The sequence below is a fragment of the Pseudomonas sp. NY11955 genome (assembly GCF_048068035.1).
In the GTDB taxonomy this organism is placed as follows: Bacteria; Pseudomonadota; Gammaproteobacteria; order Pseudomonadales; family Pseudomonadaceae; genus Aquipseudomonas.
In genome coordinates, this window is record NZ_JBLUPS010000013.1 from 105,889 (window position 1) to 119,952 (window position 14,064).

Annotated in this window: 11 protein-coding genes and 1 pseudogene; 3 read left to right on the top strand and 9 right to left on the bottom strand. The window is 65.0% G+C overall.

From position 1 onward, the window contains the following. Positions 1-32: 32 nt before the first annotated feature. From ACNFBR_RS22275 to lexA, 4 genes are read right to left on the bottom strand one after another with little or no spacing between them, the layout of a single operon-like run. A complete protein-coding gene (locus ACNFBR_RS22275) occupies positions 33-3,113 on the bottom strand; it encodes an error-prone DNA polymerase (protein WP_416736797.1) in 3,081 nt (1,026 codons plus the stop codon). Then, the gene (locus ACNFBR_RS22280) at positions 3,110-4,528 is read right to left on the bottom strand and encodes a Y-family DNA polymerase (protein ID WP_416736798.1); all 1,419 of its coding nucleotides are present in this window, start codon (positions 4,526-4,528) and stop codon (positions 3,110-3,112) included. Before ACNFBR_RS22280 ends, ACNFBR_RS22275 begins: the two co-directional genes overlap by 4 nt. 6 nt (positions 4,529-4,534) lie before the next feature. Next, positions 4,535-5,155, bottom strand: coding sequence for a translesion DNA synthesis-associated protein ImuA (imuA, locus tag ACNFBR_RS22285; protein WP_416736799.1), 621 nt, complete (start codon positions 5,153-5,155; stop codon positions 4,535-4,537). Further along, positions 5,155-5,772: a transcriptional repressor LexA gene (lexA, locus tag ACNFBR_RS22290; protein WP_416736800.1), complete on the bottom strand. Its 618-nt coding sequence runs from the start codon at positions 5,770-5,772 to the stop codon at positions 5,155-5,157. Before lexA ends, imuA begins: the two co-directional genes overlap by 1 nt. 92 nt (positions 5,773-5,864) lie before the next feature. Here lexA and ACNFBR_RS22295 point away from each other — a divergent pair, with 92 nt between their 5' ends. Continuing rightward, the gene (locus ACNFBR_RS22295; RefSeq protein WP_416736801.1) at positions 5,865-6,521 is read left to right on the top strand and encodes an HAD family hydrolase; all 657 of its coding nucleotides are present in this window, start codon (positions 5,865-5,867) and stop codon (positions 6,519-6,521) included. 282 nt (positions 6,522-6,803) lie between these two features. Continuing rightward, positions 6,804-7,715, top strand: a complete 912-nt coding sequence (locus tag ACNFBR_RS22300) for a LysR substrate-binding domain-containing protein (RefSeq protein WP_416736802.1) — start codon at positions 6,804-6,806, stop codon at positions 7,713-7,715. Here the strand turns inward: ACNFBR_RS22300 and ACNFBR_RS22305 are convergent. The 4 genes and pseudogenes from ACNFBR_RS22305 to ACNFBR_RS22320 all read right to left on the bottom strand — a co-directional run. Continuing rightward, positions 7,651-9,033 (bottom strand): annotated as a pseudogene (locus ACNFBR_RS22305) (MFS transporter); the annotation flags it as partial. The gene ACNFBR_RS22300 and the pseudogene ACNFBR_RS22305 sit on opposite strands and share 65 nt — an antisense overlap. A gap of 161 nt (positions 9,034-9,194) precedes the next feature. Next, positions 9,195-9,521 carry an NIPSNAP family protein gene (locus ACNFBR_RS22310; protein WP_416736803.1) on the bottom strand — a complete coding sequence of 109 codons (327 nt, stop codon included), beginning with the start codon at positions 9,519-9,521 and terminating at the stop codon, positions 9,195-9,197. Next, the gene (locus ACNFBR_RS22315; RefSeq protein ID WP_416736804.1) at positions 9,521-11,239 is read right to left on the bottom strand and encodes an FAD-dependent oxidoreductase; all 1,719 of its coding nucleotides are present in this window, start codon (positions 11,237-11,239) and stop codon (positions 9,521-9,523) included. Before ACNFBR_RS22315 ends, ACNFBR_RS22310 begins: the two co-directional genes overlap by 1 nt. Continuing rightward, the gene (locus ACNFBR_RS22320) at positions 11,236-12,063 is read right to left on the bottom strand and encodes an SDR family NAD(P)-dependent oxidoreductase (RefSeq protein ID WP_416736805.1); all 828 of its coding nucleotides are present in this window, start codon (positions 12,061-12,063) and stop codon (positions 11,236-11,238) included. The genes ACNFBR_RS22315 and ACNFBR_RS22320 overlap by 4 nt, the downstream gene beginning before the upstream one ends. A gap of 177 nt (positions 12,064-12,240) precedes the next feature. Here ACNFBR_RS22320 and ACNFBR_RS22325 point away from each other — a divergent pair, with 177 nt between their 5' ends. Next, positions 12,241-13,113, top strand: coding sequence for a helix-turn-helix domain-containing protein (locus ACNFBR_RS22325; RefSeq protein WP_416736806.1), 873 nt, complete (start codon positions 12,241-12,243; stop codon positions 13,111-13,113). A gap of 119 nt (positions 13,114-13,232) precedes the next feature. Here the strand turns inward: ACNFBR_RS22325 and ACNFBR_RS22330 are convergent, their stop codons facing one another. Then, positions 13,233-14,006, bottom strand: a complete 774-nt coding sequence (locus tag ACNFBR_RS22330) for an IclR family transcriptional regulator (RefSeq protein WP_416736807.1) — start codon at positions 14,004-14,006, stop codon at positions 13,233-13,235. Positions 14,007-14,064: the final 58 nt, after the last annotated feature.

Here is a 14,064-nt window from a genome sequence, read left to right on the forward strand (position 1 = left end):
TGCTCCTACAAGGGGTAGCGACAGGTTCGCAATCAGTGGAAGTCGCGGCTTCGCACATCCAGCCCTTGCAACAATGGGCTTAAATCCTCCAGCCGCCGCGCAATCAAGTGCCGCACGCCATTCTCCTGCTCCAGCCGCCCGTTGACCTTGAGCAGCCGCGACCCCACCAGCGCTCTGCGCTGCCGCTCGGCAAGCGCCCGCCACACCACCACATTGACCATGCCGTGCTCATCCTCCAGGGTAACGAAGGTCACCCCACTGGCGGTTTGTGGACGTTGCCGCCCCACTACCAGCCCGGCCACGGCAATGCTGTCGCCATGCGCCACGCCGTGCAATTCGCTGGAGCCGCGACACCCAAGCGCCCTCAGGCGTGAGCGCAACAGGGCCAGTGGATGGGGCCCAAGCGTAGTGCCGAGGGTTTGATAATCGGCCAACAGGTCCTCGCTCACGGTTGGCACAGGCAAATCCACCGTTTCCTCAGGCAAGGCTTGCACATCGGCGAACAGCGGCAGCTGCGGCTGCACCGCCGCCACCTGCCAGCGCGCCTGGTGTCGATCACTGGCCAAGCTACGCAGCGCCCCGCCATCGGCCAGGCGTGCACGGGCGCGTGAGTCGAGCCCGGCACGCAAGCACAGGTCTTCGACATCGCGCCAAGGCCGCTGCGCCCTCGCCTGCTCCAGGCGCCTGGCATCGGCTTCGGCCAGGCCACGCACCAGGCGCAAGCCCATGCGAATGGCCAATACGCCGTCAATATCAGGCTCGAGGGTGCAGTCCCACTCACTGTGGCAGACATCCACCGGCCGAACCTCGATCCCTTGGCGGCGAGCCTCTTGCAGCAACTGGTCCGGGCTGTAGAAACCCATCGGCCAGCTGTTGACCAACGCGCAAGTGAAGATCGCCGGCTCATGGCACTTCAACCAACTGCTGGCATAGCACAGCAAGGCAAAGCTGGCCGCATGCGATTCAGGGAAACCATAGCTGCCAAAGCCCTTGATCTGTTCGAAGATGCGCTCGGCAAACGCCAGTTCATAACCATTGCGCAACATGCCCTGCACCAACCGCTCGCGGTGCGGCTCCAGGCCACCGTGGCGTTTCCAGGCCGCCATGCTGCGGCGCAACTGGTCAGCCTCGCCCGGCGTATAATCGGCTGCGACCATGGCCAGTTCCATCACCTGCTCCTGGAACAGCGGCACGCCCAAAGTACGTTCGAAGACTGCCTTGAGTTGCGCGGACGGGTACGTCACCGGCTCTTGTTTCAGGCGCCGGCGCAGGTACGGATGAACCATGTCGCCCTGGATCGGACCGGGGCGCACGATGGCCACTTCGATGACCAGGTCGTAGAACGTGTTGGGCCGTAGCCTCGGTAGCATGGCCATTTGCGCGCGCGACTCGATCTGGAACACACCCATGGTTTCGGCGCGGCTGATCATGGCGTAGGTGGCAGGGTCCTCGCTGGGGATGGTCGCCAGGGTTAGCTGCCGGCCACGGTGGCGCTGCAGCAGGTCGAAGCAACGGCGCAAGGCACTGAGCATGCCCAGCGCCAATACGTCGACCTTGAGCAGGCCGACCATGTCCAGGTCATCCTTGTCCCACTGGATCACCGTACGCTCCGCCATGGCTGCATTCTCCACTGGCACCAACTGGTCAAGCGGTTGCTGGGAGATGACAAAACCACCCGGATGCTGGGACAAGTGCCGGGGGAAGCCGATCAGCTCACCGGCCAGTACCAGCACCCGACGCAGCGAAGGGCTGCCCGCCTCGAAACCGGCCTCGGCCAGGCGCTGCTCATCGGGCATGCGGTCGCTCCAACGGCCACAGCACTTGGCCAACGCATCCACCTGGTCGGCCGGCAGCCCCAGCACTCTCGCCACATCCCGCACTGCTCCGGCGGCATGATAGGTGTTGACCACCGCCGTCAGCGCCGCACGGTGCCGACCATAGCGGCGGAACACGTACTGGATCACTTCTTCGCGTCGATCATGCTCGAAATCCACGTCGATATCGGGCGGTTCATTGCGTTCGCGAGACAGAAAACGCTCGAACAGCAGGCGGTGTTCCATGGGGTCGAGCTCGGTGATGCCCAGCACGAAACACACGACCGAGTTGGCTGCCGAGCCGCGGCCCTGGCATAGAATGCGCTGGCTGCGGGCGAAGGCGACAATGTCGTGCACGGTCAGGAAGTAGCTTTCGTAGCCCAGCTCTTCGATCAGCGCCAGTTCCTTGGCCAGCACATCACGCACCTTGCCACTCGGCCCGTCTGGCCAGCGCAGCGGCAAGCCTTGCTCGCACAGCTCGCGCAGCCAGCTTGCCGGGGTATGACCCTGAGGTACCAGTTCGCGCGGGTACTGGTACTTCAACTCACCGAGGTCGAATTGACAGCGCTCGGCAATGGTCAGGGTTTCTGCCAGCAGGTGGGCCGGGTACAGTTCGCCCAATTGCGCCTGGCTGCGCAAGTGCCGCTCGCCGTTGGCAAACAGAAAGCGCCCGGCCTCGCTCACCTGGCAATGCTGGCGGATGGCAGTCATGCAGTCCTGCAAGGCACGGCGGCCACGCACATGCATATGCACGTCGCCGCAGGCCACGGCGCGGATGCCCAGATCAGCCGCCAGCGCCTGCAGCCGTTGCAGGCGCATGCCATCGTCACACCCCCGGTGCAGGTGCACGGCCAGCCACAGGCGCTCGGCGAATACGTCGTGCAGCCACGTGCCGGTGGCCGTATCGCCGCTGTCATCGGCCACCCACAAGGCCAGCAGGCCTTGATGGTGCTGTTGCAGATCGTCACGAAACAACTGGTACTCACCCTTCTCTGCCCGCCGCCGGGCACGAGTGATCAGTGCGCACAGGTTCTGGTAGCCGCTCAGGTTCTCGACTAGAAGCACCAGTTTGGGCCCGTCGAACAACTGCACCTCGCTGCCGACGATCAGCCGCAGTTGATGCGCCTTGGCAGCCTGCCAGGCGCGGACGACACCGGCCAACGTACACTCGTCAGTGATCGCCAAGGCCTGGTAGCCCTGCTCGCGCGCACGCCGGAACAGCTCGTCGGCGCTCGACGCACCGCGTTGGAAACTGAAGTTGGAGAGGCAATGCAGCTCGGCATAACCCGCGGTGCTCATGCGAACCAGCCCTGCAGCCACAGCGGGCCGGCCTGGCTCAAGTCGCGATAGGCCCAGCCGCGCAGGCCATCACGGGTTTCGATGCGGTAGTAGTCGCGGCGCACATCGCCGCCATCCCACCAGCCGGATTCGATGCGTTCGGGGTAGCCCTGCACCTGGTAGCCTGCGTCATCCAGCGCCATCGGTGCCGACAGCAGCCAGCCTGGGCGACTGCCCGGGGCTACCGGGGTGTGGCCTTGGGCGCCCTGCTCTGCCAATTGCCAGGCGCATTCGGGGCGGTGGTCGGCCAGCGCGCTCAGCCCCTTGACGGCCTCATCCCCCAGGCGCGCGCGTAGCCGCTCACGCAATTGCTCCCAGGGTTGCGCCTGTTGCGCCCGTGGGTCGAACAACGCCTGATGCTGTGGCACGAACGCTGGCAAGTCTTCGGCAACCAGCCGCAGGGTGCGCACAGGTGCGGGGATGCGCAGTGGCTCCAGGCGCCCACGGGCCAACTCGAACAGCATCGCAGCATCGCGCTCGGCTGCCAGCAGGCCCACCTTGAGCAAGGTGTCCGGCCCCTCGGCGTGCTCCAGGTGCAGGCAAAAACGCTGTACGCCGCAGTCGCGCCCGGCCAGAAATGCAGCAAGATCATTGAGCATGCGGCGCAGCGGGAACAACAGTGCCTGGTGCGATTCAACGTCGAAATTCAGCTCCAGCCGGGTTTCGAAGCGATCCGGTGGTTGGTAGAAGTCCAGCCCCAGGTTGCGCAGGCCGAGCAACTGGTCGAGGTGCAGCTGTACCTGTGCGGGAAAGCGCCTGGCCAACGTATCACGCGGCAAGGCGAGTACCTGCCCCAACTGCCGCAGGCCCATGCGGGCAAAGGCTTCAGCCGCCTCTGCCGGCAAGCCGATGCGCGTGATGGGCATGCTCAGCAGCGCCGCTCGGGTGGCGTCGGCATCGCTCACGGCCAAGCCGTCGTGAGCATTGGCGAGCATGCGCGCCGCCACTGGGTTGCTGGCCAGAACAATGCGTTGGCTCAGGCCCAGTTCAGCCAGCTCCTGGCGCAGACGCGCCTCGAACAAGGGCCAGGGGCCGAACAGCTGCAGGCTGGAGCCCACTTCCAGCAACAGCGCCCGAGGGTAATGCAGGCTGACTTGGGCGCTGAAACGGTAGGCCCATGCCGCCAGCAGTTGCTGCACCTGGTCGATGCGTTTGGGGTCGGCTTCGATGCAGGTGAAACCCTCCGCCAAGGCACGCGCTGCGGTCAGGGTTTGCCCAGCCCGCAGGCCAAGTGCAGCGGCCGCCGGGTTGACTGCCTGCAGCACGCGTCGCTGGGTAGGCCCGCCAATCAGTACCAGGGGCGTGTCAGGGTCGTCACGCTCACGCAGGACGGTGTCCAGCGCCAGCTGCGGGAGCAGAATGCAGGCCCAGAGCATGGTGCATCAGCCCCGCCCCGGACAGGCGATGGGAAGCGCTGGCGGCATGCCGCCACGGCTTTTCAGTACGCGCCATTGCGCCGGGCGAGTGTCGACGGCAATGCGCAGTGCTGCCGGTGAAGGGTTGTGCGCAGCCTGTTGCGGCCTGCAGGCAAACGCCAGCGCCTGCCCGGTTTCGGCGGCCACCTGCAAGCGCCGCAGGGCGCGGTCATCGGCGCGTTCCGGCCAGCACAGCACCGCCGCGCAACTGCCCGAGCGCAGGCACTGCTCGGCGGCCCACAGGGCCTCGCTAGGTTCGGCATCCACCTGCACCAGCCAGCGCAGGTCCACCCCTGCTGCCTGCCAGGCCGGCGCATAAGGAATGAAGGGCGGTGCCACCAGCACCACGCGACTGGCTTGGGCACTCAGCCGGGCCAGGGTTGGCCACAGCAACTGCAACTCGCCACAGCCGGGGCTGGCCAACAACAGCTCGCTGAGTGCCGCCGCCGGCCAGCCGCCTTCGGGCAAGCGTTCGTCGAGGGCAGCATGGCCGGTTGGCTGCAGCCCGAGTGGACGCGCCTGGGCCTGTCGACCGCGCCATACCCGGCGCTGGTCGAGCAGCCTGTCGAGGTCGATCACCGCGCCCATCAGTCGCGCCTCAGCAAGCCGCAGAACACGCCTTCGATGAAGAATTCCTGTTCGGGCTGCACATCGATGGGCGCATACGCCGGGTTACGGGGCAAAAGCCGGTAATTGCCGCCCTGGCGTTGCAAGCGCTTGATGGTCACTTCGCCGTCCAGGCGCGCCACCACGATCTGCCCGTCGCGGGCGTCGGGCTGTTGCAGGATGCCGACCAGGTCACCGTCGAAGATGCCGTCGTCGATCATCGAGTCGCCACGCACTTTCAGCGGGTAGTCGGGGGTACGGCGGAACAGGCTGGGGTCGAGCAGCAGCTGCTCGTGGATATCCAGGTCCGGGCCGATGGGGGCGCCTGCCGCTACCTGGCCCAGCACCGGGATTTCGAGAATCTCCGGCCGGCGCAGCGGTTCGGCCAGGCGAATGCCCCGCGCCTGGTTAGGCGTGACATCGATATAGCCGGCTTGGCATAGGGCTGTGATGTGCTTGCGCGCCACGCTGCGCGAGGCAAAACCGAAGCGCGTGGCGATATCGGCCAGGCTGGGTGGCTGGCTGTGCTCGGCGATGCGCTCGCGGATGAATTCGAAAATGGCGCGGCGTTTGGGGGTAAGATTGTCCATGGAGCACATTTGTACTCTTTTCGGAGTACGCTGAACAGCCCCCTTTGTCGTCGGCTTTGGTTATGATCGCCTGGCTTGTGTTTTCTTGATCTGGATATCCCATGCTGACCGCCCTGCTGTTCGACCTCGACGGAACCCTCACCGACACTGACACCTTGCACTTGCAGGCCTTTCGCCAACTGCTGCGTGAGCACGACGGCCGTGAGCTGAGCCAGGCGCAGTTCGACGCCCAGGTCAGCGGCCGCGCCAACGGCGAGTTGTTCGCCGAGCTGTTCAGTGGCGCCAGTGTCGAACAGTGCCAGGCGCTGGCCGACCGCAAGGAAGCCTTGTTCCGTGACCTGTCGCCGTCGCTTGAGCCGATGCCAGGCCTGTTGCGCCTGTTGGAGTACGCCAAGGCCCGTGACATCGGCATGTGCGTGGTGACCAACGCACCGCGGCTGAACGCCGAGCACATGCTCAGTGCCATGGGCCTTGCCCAGCGCTTTGAACATGTGTTGGTGGCCGAGGAGCTGGCGCGGCCCAAACCAGACCCGCTGCCCTACCTCACCGGGCTGCGGCGGCTGGGGGCCGAGGCCAGGCAGGCGCTGGCTTTCGAGGATTCATTGCCGGGGGTGGCGGCGGCCAGTGGAGCGGGGATCTTTACCGTGGGCGTGGCTACGACGCAGACGCCGGAGCGGTTGCTGGCGGCGGGGGCTAGGCTGGTTGTCGATGATTTCAATGATCCGGCATTGTGGGCGTTGATCGAGGGTATGGCTTGAGGTGTGTGTTGGGAGTGAGATCGAGCGCCGCCCGCGCGGCGCTTCGCGAGCGAAGCTCGCTCCTACATTTGTTTCGGGCCAGTAACACCTGTGCCAACGCGCGCGACCGCCTTGTTCATACGACGCAATATCCAGCCATGCGCCAAGGGGATCGCGCGCAAATCCCCCAGGAATAATTGGCCCGAAACAAATGTAGGAGCGAGCTTCGCTCGCGATGCGCCGCGCGGGCGGCGCTCGATCTCGACCCCACCATAACCCTCAAACCTTACACCTCAGGCCCCCATGCTGATCGACGAAGAACTGACCCTTAAAAAGCTGGAAACCTTCCTCGCCTTCATGCGCACCGGCAACCTCGGCCGCGCCGCCGCCGAGCTGTCCACCAGCGCAGTCAGCGTGCACCGTGCCATCCATTCGCTGGAAAGCGCCCTGCGCTGCCCGTTGTTCAAGCACGAAGGTCGCCAGCTCATCCCACTCGAAAGCGCCTACGTGCTGGAAAAGAAAGCCCGGCAACTGATCCAGGACGCCGAACAGATGGTGCGCCAAACCCGCGAAGCCGCCGGTTTCTACGCCGAACGCTTCCGCCTCGGCGCACTCTACTCGCTGACCGTGAAAACCGTGCCAAAGCTGGTCATGGGCCTCAAACTGCGCCGCAGCGAACTGAACATCGACCTGACCCTGGGCTCCAACGTCGACCTGCTGCAGCGCCTGAAGAACCACGAACTGGAGGCCATCCTCGTCTCCCTCGACGAAAGCGCCAGTGACCCGGCCTGCGAGCAACTGCCGCTGTTCTCCGACGACATTTTCCTTGCCGTACCTACGGATTCGCCCTTCGCCGGGCAGGCCGAGGTAGACCTGGCCGACCTCGCCGACTCCACTTTCATCACCCTCACCCAGGGCTTCGCAACCCACCGCGATGGTGCGCGGGTGTTCCAGCAGGCCGGGTTCGAGCCGAAGGTGGCCATGCAGGTGAACGATATCTTCACCCTGCTGAGCATGGTCAGTTCAGGCGTGGGCTTTGCCCTGCTGCCTGGGCGCATCGCGGCGGTGTACGAAAACCGCGTCAGGTTGATTGCCTTGAAGCCGCAATATCGCCTACAGCAGCATATTGGGGTGGTGTTCTTGAAGGCACGGGAGCGGGAGCCGAACCTACTGGCGTTGCTGGCGGAGTGCCGGATGTACAGCCTGGAGCGCTAACCCGTGCCTTGGCATGTCGACCCTGCAGCCATACCGCCAAGGCTGCCAGCCCAGCAGGCAACAGCAGCGAAGCGAACACCTGGGAGAAACTCCAGCCCAATGCCAGCATCTGAGCCCCGGCAAACGCGCTGAGCACGGCGCCAATGCGCCCGATACCGCTCATCCAACTGGCCCCGGTCGCCCGCGCGGGTGTCGGGTAGAAGGCCGCCGCCAAAGCATTCATGCCAACGCTCGCGCCATTGAGGCCAAAGCCCACGGCACAGGCAACGGCGCACAACCAGGCGAAATCACCGGCCACCTGGCCGATGGTGAAGATGACCGCGCCGCTGAACAGAAAAGTCAGCATCAGTACACGTTGCGGATTACAGCGGTCCATGGCCCACCCCACAGAAATCGCCCCCACCGGGCCACCAACCTGGAAGCAGGCCGTGACGATGGCCGCTTCGGACACCGAAAAACCGCCGCCCTCCTTCACCAGCGTCGGCAGCCAGCCGCTGAACAGGTAAACCAGGAACAGCGCCAGCACGTAGCCGCTCCAGAGCATGCAGGTACCAAAGCGATAGCGCGGCGAGAGGATGGTGGCGATTGCACCGCCAGCGGCCTGGGCTTTACTGGGCATGACAAAAGTGGTGTCGGCGTTGACATGCTCAGGGGCCAGGCGGCGGACAATGGCCAGAATGCGCTTGCGGTCCGCGCCCTTGCTGACCAGAAAGGTCACCGACTCCGGCAAGCGCCAATACAGCAACGGCAAGACCAACAGCGGCAACACCCCGCCCAACGCCAAGACACTGCGCCAGCCCAGGTTGGGGATCATCCAGGCGCTGACGAAACCACCGGCCGCCGCCCCCAGGGAGAACCCACAGAACGCCAGGGTGATCAGCAGTGAGCGGCTGCGGGCCGGGGCATACTCGCTGACCAGGGTGCTGGCATTGGGCATGGCCGCGCCCAGGCCCAGGCCGGTGAGAAAGCGCAGTGCGACCAGGGTTTCCAGGTTGGGGGAAAAGGCCGAGGCCAGGGTCCAGATGCCGAACAGCAGCACGCTGCACAGCAACACCGCCTTGCGCCCGTAGCGGTCCGCCAGAGGCCCGGCAACCAGCGCACCAAGGGCCAGGCCGATCAGTGCGGCGCTCAGTACCGGGCCCAGGCTTTGCGCATCCAGGCCCCAGTCGCTTTTCAATTGTGGTGCGATGAAGCCGATGATGGCGACGTCCAGGCCGTCCAGGGCAATGATGAGGAAGCCGAGGAACACCACCCATTTCTGGTAGCGGCCGATGGGTTGCTGGTCGATCAGTTGGCGCACGTCGAGCGTGTTGTTCATGGGTATCACCTGTTGTTGTTTTTATGACGGTGTTTCGCAAGCAACCGGCTTTGTGCAGGAGCAGCCTTGTGCTGCAAAAGGGCCGGCATGATCACAGAGGATCTGTGGCTTTACGGGCCTCTTCGCAGCACAAGGCTGCTCCCACAGCTACCGCGCGTGCATTAGGGGAAAAGGCTGGGCAAGCGTACAGGCCTGATGATCCGTGTCTCCTGCGCCACCACCAGGTCGCGGGTGGCGTGCAGGTACGCGGCAAAGTCCGGGTCGGCATCGCGTGCCGCGCTGCGCTTTTCAAAATCATCGAGGCTGTCATAGCCCCACAAGTGCACCACCTGGTTCAACGGGCCGATGCTGCTGGTATAGAACGCCAAGGGTGCGCCGAGGTGGCGCAGCAGGATCGGCATCGCCAACTGGTCGAATGCTTCGAGAAAAGCCGCCATGCAGCGCGGGCGAATGGTGTAGATGCGGTGGTCGACCACAGGCTTGTCCATCACGCCACCTCCCGCGCACTGCCCGCAGCCGCCAGCCCCTGCTCGACACCCGCCAGATGGCGCCCGGTGATGTAGCCAAAGGTCATGATCGGCCCCAGGGTGATGCCCGCACCCGGGTAGTTGCCGCCCATGATGCTGGCGCGGTCGTTACCCACCGCATACAGGCCGTCGATGGCCTGCCCATCGGCCGCCAGCACTTCACCGACCACGCTGGTGCGCAGCCCGTCGAAGGTGCCCAGGTCGCCCATGATCACCTTCACGGCAAAGTACGGCCCTTCGCCCACCGGCGCCACGCACGGGTTGGGCTGTTGCTGCGGGTCGGCCAGGTAGCGATTGAAACGGGTGCTGCCGCGACCGAACTGGCGGTCTTCGCCATGCACCGCGCCTAAGTTGTACTCGCGTACAGTCTGCTCCAGCCCTTGTGCATCGATGCCGGCCTTGCCTGCCAGCTCGGCCAGGGTCTTGCCCTTGAGCAGGTAGCCGTTGCGCAGCAATGGCCCCAACGGCATCGGTGCAGGCTTGGCAAAGCCCAGCCCATACTTGGCCAAGGTGCGGCGGTCGCACACCAGCCACATGGCGGTTTCTGCCTGGTCGGCACAGGCTTCGATCAACGCTGCACCCACGTCATGGTAGGAGTTGGACTCGTTGGTGAAACGCCGGCCTGAACGCAGCACGCCGATCACACCTGGCTTGTAGCGGTCGAGCAAATGCGGAAAGGCAATGTGCCGCCCACCAGCCACCGGCACCTTCGATACCGGCATCCACGCTGCAGGTGCCTGCAGGCGGATATCCACCTTGGCCCCCAGCGCCTCGGCCATGCGCGCACCATCACCGGTATTACCTGCCGGCACCGGTGAAAAATGCTCGCCGCCACGCCGCACATGCGGGTAAGCCTGACGCAGCCGTTGCAAGTCATGGGAGAAACCGCCACAGGCCAGCACCACCCCGCGCCGGGCCTGAATGCGCAGCTCGCTGCCGGTCTGCCCGGCCAGCGCTCCAACCACCCGCCCCTCTTCGTGCAGCAACTGCCGCGCCGGAGTGCCTGTGAGAATCGGGATGCCCAGGTCCAGTGCCGAGCGCACCAGCCGCGCCGCCAGCGCATTACCGCTGGTGACCTGGGTGCCACGTCGGTACAGGGCCAGTTCCTTCAAGTGGGTCATCAGGCGCTTGGCCACATACACGAACGAGGTCAGCGAACGGGTGACATTGAAGAAGTGCTTGAGGTCGGCATTCGACGAATTGAACATCATGCCAATGAACGTGATGGTTTTCAGCGGCGGGCGCAGGCGCGCCATGTCCGGCCCCAGGCCACGAATGTCGTAAGGCGCGGCCAGTATCGAGCGACCCACATCGACGCCGCCCTCCACCTGTGGGTGGTAGTCGGGGTACAGCGTGGGCACGAACTTGACCGACGTCTCGCGCTCGAAAAACGCCACCATCTGCGGCGCGTAGCGCAAGAAGGCCTCGACCCCGGCCGCATCGAAGCAGGCACCGGCTTCGTTGCGCAGGTAGGTCATGGCTGCCGCGTAAGTGTCGTTGCCCCCATGCGGGTTGCCCGGTACCCACAACACGCCGCCGGAAAACGCCGTGGTGCCGCCGAAGCAATCGTCCTTTTCGATGACGATGACCTCCAGGCCAAGCTTTTTCGCCGTGATGGCAGTCGCCAGGCCACCCGCCCCCGCACCGATCACCAGCACATCGCAGCTGCGCGTATTCATTGGCCTGCCCCCTCGAAACCCGGGCGCGGGATCAATGCCATGGGCATGCTTTCCAGCCCGCCATCCACGGTCAGCTCGGCGCCGTTGATGTAGTCGGCGCGGCGGCTGGCCAGGAACAGCACGGCCTCGGCGATGTCCTGCGGCTCACCGATGCGCCGGTTGGCGGTCATGGCGCTACGCTGGCGCTCCACCTGCGGGTCGGCATAGAACGCCGCCGACAACGGCGTGCGGATCAAGCCCGGGCACACCGCATTGCTGCGCACACCGTGTGGCCCCCACTCCACGGCAAGCTGCCGCGACAGCATGCTGACGCCGGCCTTGGCCGCGCTGTAGGCACCGCTGTTGGGTTGCGGGTAATGGGCGGCAATCGAGGCGACATGCACGATGCGGCCCTGGCCGCGGGCCAGCATCGAACGGCCGAAGGCCTGGGCACACAACAGGTAGCCACTGAGGTTGACCGCCAGCACCTGGTTCCATTGCTCCAGACTCAGCGTGTCCAGCGCGCCTGGGCGCAGCACGCTGGCATTGTTGACCAGGACATCGCAGCGCCCATGCAGTGCCTGCACCTGGGCAGCCGCTTGCTCCACGCTGGCCGGGTCGGCGATGTCGCAGCCCAGGGCGCTGACTTCGCCCGCGCTGTGCTCACCCAGGGTGGCTGCCAGTTCGCGGCATTTGTCTAGGTCGCGGTCCAGCAGCACCACATGGGCCTGCTGCTCCACCAGGGCTGCGGCCAGCGCCGCACCTATGCCGCCGGCAGCGCCGGTTACCACGCAGACGGCCGAGTCCAGGCCCAGCCACTGAGAGGAAATATTGTTGTTATGCATGCTGCTCTCCAGAGTGTCGCTTGTTCTGGGCAACAGCCTATGGCCGGCAGACGTACCGGCAGAATGGACAAAACCTGCAACCAGCCCCACATTCCCGACAATTTTCTCCCTGCCCCCTGAAGCCTGCAGGCAGGTGTGGCACAGTAGCCAGGTACCGAACAGAACAATTACAACAACATGAACAAAATCCCCAATTACGCCCTGTACGGTGAAACCGCGCAGCCGGTGTGGCACGAAGCCCTGCACGTGGAGCAGATTTCCCTGCGTTCTGGCGCGCACAACTGGGAAATTGCCGCACACCGTCATGACGGCTTGCTGCAGCTGCTATACCTGCAGAGCGGTGGCGGTGAGGTGTTGTTCGACAGTGACCGGTTGCAGGTTCATGCGCCCTGCGTGGTGTATGTGCCGGCGCAGGTGGTGCATGGCTTTCATTGGGCCGGCCAGGTCGAGGGTCAGGTGATCACTGCCGCGCAGCCCCCGTTGGAAAGCATCGCCCAGGTGCTGGCACCCAACCTGCTGGTGCAATTGCGCAAACCACAGGTGATCGCCCTGCCGCTGTGGTCCGCCGATGAGGACCCGCTGCTGCCACTGTGCCAGGCCCTGCGCGAGGAATACCACAACCGCGCCCGCGAACATGTGGCCAGCAGCATGGCGCTATTGCTGACGCTGATGATCCAGGTGCTGCGTCATGAACCGCATGTGCCTCAGGGCGAACAGCGCCCGGTGTCCAGGCGCAGCCAGCAGTTGACCGCTTTCCGTGAACAGGTGGACATGCACTACCGCACGCACCGGCCACTGGCGGACTACGCCGCCGAGCTGGGCATGACCCTGGCGACCTTGGGGCGGTTGTGCCAGGAGCACCTGGGCATGACGCCAATGAATGTAATCAATGCCCGGCTGATGCTGGAGGCCAAGCGCATGCTTGCGCATTCGAGCCTGAGTGTGAAAGAGATCGCCCATGAACTGGGGTTTGCCGATGTGGGGTATTTCAGCCGGTTCTTTCGCAAGCAGGCTGGGGTGAGCCCTAGCGGGTTTCGGGAGGGCCAGTAGCACCTGCGGGCTTTTGCTTTGGCCTGTGGCGGCCCTTTCGCAGCACAAGGCTGCTCCTACAGGTATCGCGTGCTTTCTGTAGGAGCAGCCTTGTGCTGCGAAAAGGCCGCCACAGGCAATCAAACAGCCAAGGCCCGCTGCACCTCGCCGACGGTGGTCGCCAGGCTGCTCAAGTGCAAATTCAACACCCGCTCCACCGGTGCCTGGTCAAGCGGCCAATGCAAGGCAATGCTCCCGGCCAGGCGCCCTTCGGCATGCACCGGCAATGCAATGGCGCGGATCAGGAACGGCAAGCGCACCGGGTACTCCCAGTGCCCTTCGGTGCGCTGGCCAAAGCCCTTATGCGCTTCTTCTTCGATATCGCGCAGCAACGTGTCGTCACCCAACCGCGCATGGTCCGCCAGGCGCTGCACTTCATCCTCCGCCAGCTCGCCCAGGCAGGCCCGCCCCATCGCCGAATGGAACAGGCTGGCATGGTGCCCAACGATCTGGCAGGTGTGCGGGTAACGCTTACGCAACACCTGGGGAATGGCGCTTTCCATCACCTCCAGCCGCTGCCCGTCGAAACACGACAGGTCCGCCACCAGCCCGGTGCGTTCGCTCAGCTCCAGCAGCATGGGTGCGGCGCTTTCCACCAGGCGCCGCTTGAAGCGCAACTGGCGGTCACCGAACAGGCGCCGCGCGCACAGCCGGTAGCGCCGATCGCTCAGGCCACGGTACACCCAGCCTTGCTCCTGCAAGGTGGCGAGCATGCGCGACACCGTAGCCTTGGGCAGCGCTGTCAGGTAGTGCAGTTCTTCCAGGCCCAGTGCCTGGTGTTCGCCCAGCAGGTCGACAATGGCCAGCGCCCGCTCCACCGAACGCACGCCGCCACTGTCTGCCGTGATGCCCATGGATGTGACCTCCTTGTAGCGGGATGGTCAGGATAGCCAGCAAGAACCGCGCCTGCCC

What these genes read in the sequence shown, in the direction of transcription:
- ACNFBR_RS22310 (WP_416736803.1), bottom strand. Translation starts at nt 9,521, where the DNA reads ATGGACAAGCCTGTGGTCGACCACCGCATCTACACCATTCGCCCGCGC.
- imuA (WP_416736799.1), bottom strand. Translation starts at nt 5,155, where the DNA reads ATGGGCGCGGTGATCGACCTCGACAGGCTGCTCGACCAGCGCCGGGTA.
- ACNFBR_RS22300 (WP_416736802.1), top strand. Translation starts at nt 6,804, where the DNA reads ATGCTGATCGACGAAGAACTGACCCTTAAAAAGCTGGAAACCTTCCTC.
- ACNFBR_RS22315 (WP_416736804.1), bottom strand. Translation starts at nt 11,239, where the DNA reads ATGAATACGCGCAGCTGCGATGTGCTGGTGATCGGTGCGGGGGCGGGT.
- ACNFBR_RS22280 (WP_416736798.1), bottom strand. Translation starts at nt 4,528, where the DNA reads ATGCTCTGGGCCTGCATTCTGCTCCCGCAGCTGGCGCTGGACACCGTC.
- lexA (WP_416736800.1), bottom strand. Translation starts at nt 5,772, where the DNA reads ATGTGCTCCATGGACAATCTTACCCCCAAACGCCGCGCCATTTTCGAA.
- ACNFBR_RS22330 (WP_416736807.1), bottom strand. Translation starts at nt 14,006, where the DNA reads ATGGGCATCACGGCAGACAGTGGCGGCGTGCGTTCGGTGGAGCGGGCG.
- ACNFBR_RS22275 (WP_416736797.1), bottom strand. Translation starts at nt 3,113, where the DNA reads ATGAGCACCGCGGGTTATGCCGAGCTGCATTGCCTCTCCAACTTCAGT.
- ACNFBR_RS22295 (WP_416736801.1), top strand. Translation starts at nt 5,865, where the DNA reads ATGCTGACCGCCCTGCTGTTCGACCTCGACGGAACCCTCACCGACACT.
- ACNFBR_RS22325 (WP_416736806.1), top strand. Translation starts at nt 12,241, where the DNA reads ATGAACAAAATCCCCAATTACGCCCTGTACGGTGAAACCGCGCAGCCG.
- ACNFBR_RS22320 (WP_416736805.1), bottom strand. Translation starts at nt 12,063, where the DNA reads ATGCATAACAACAATATTTCCTCTCAGTGGCTGGGCCTGGACTCGGCC.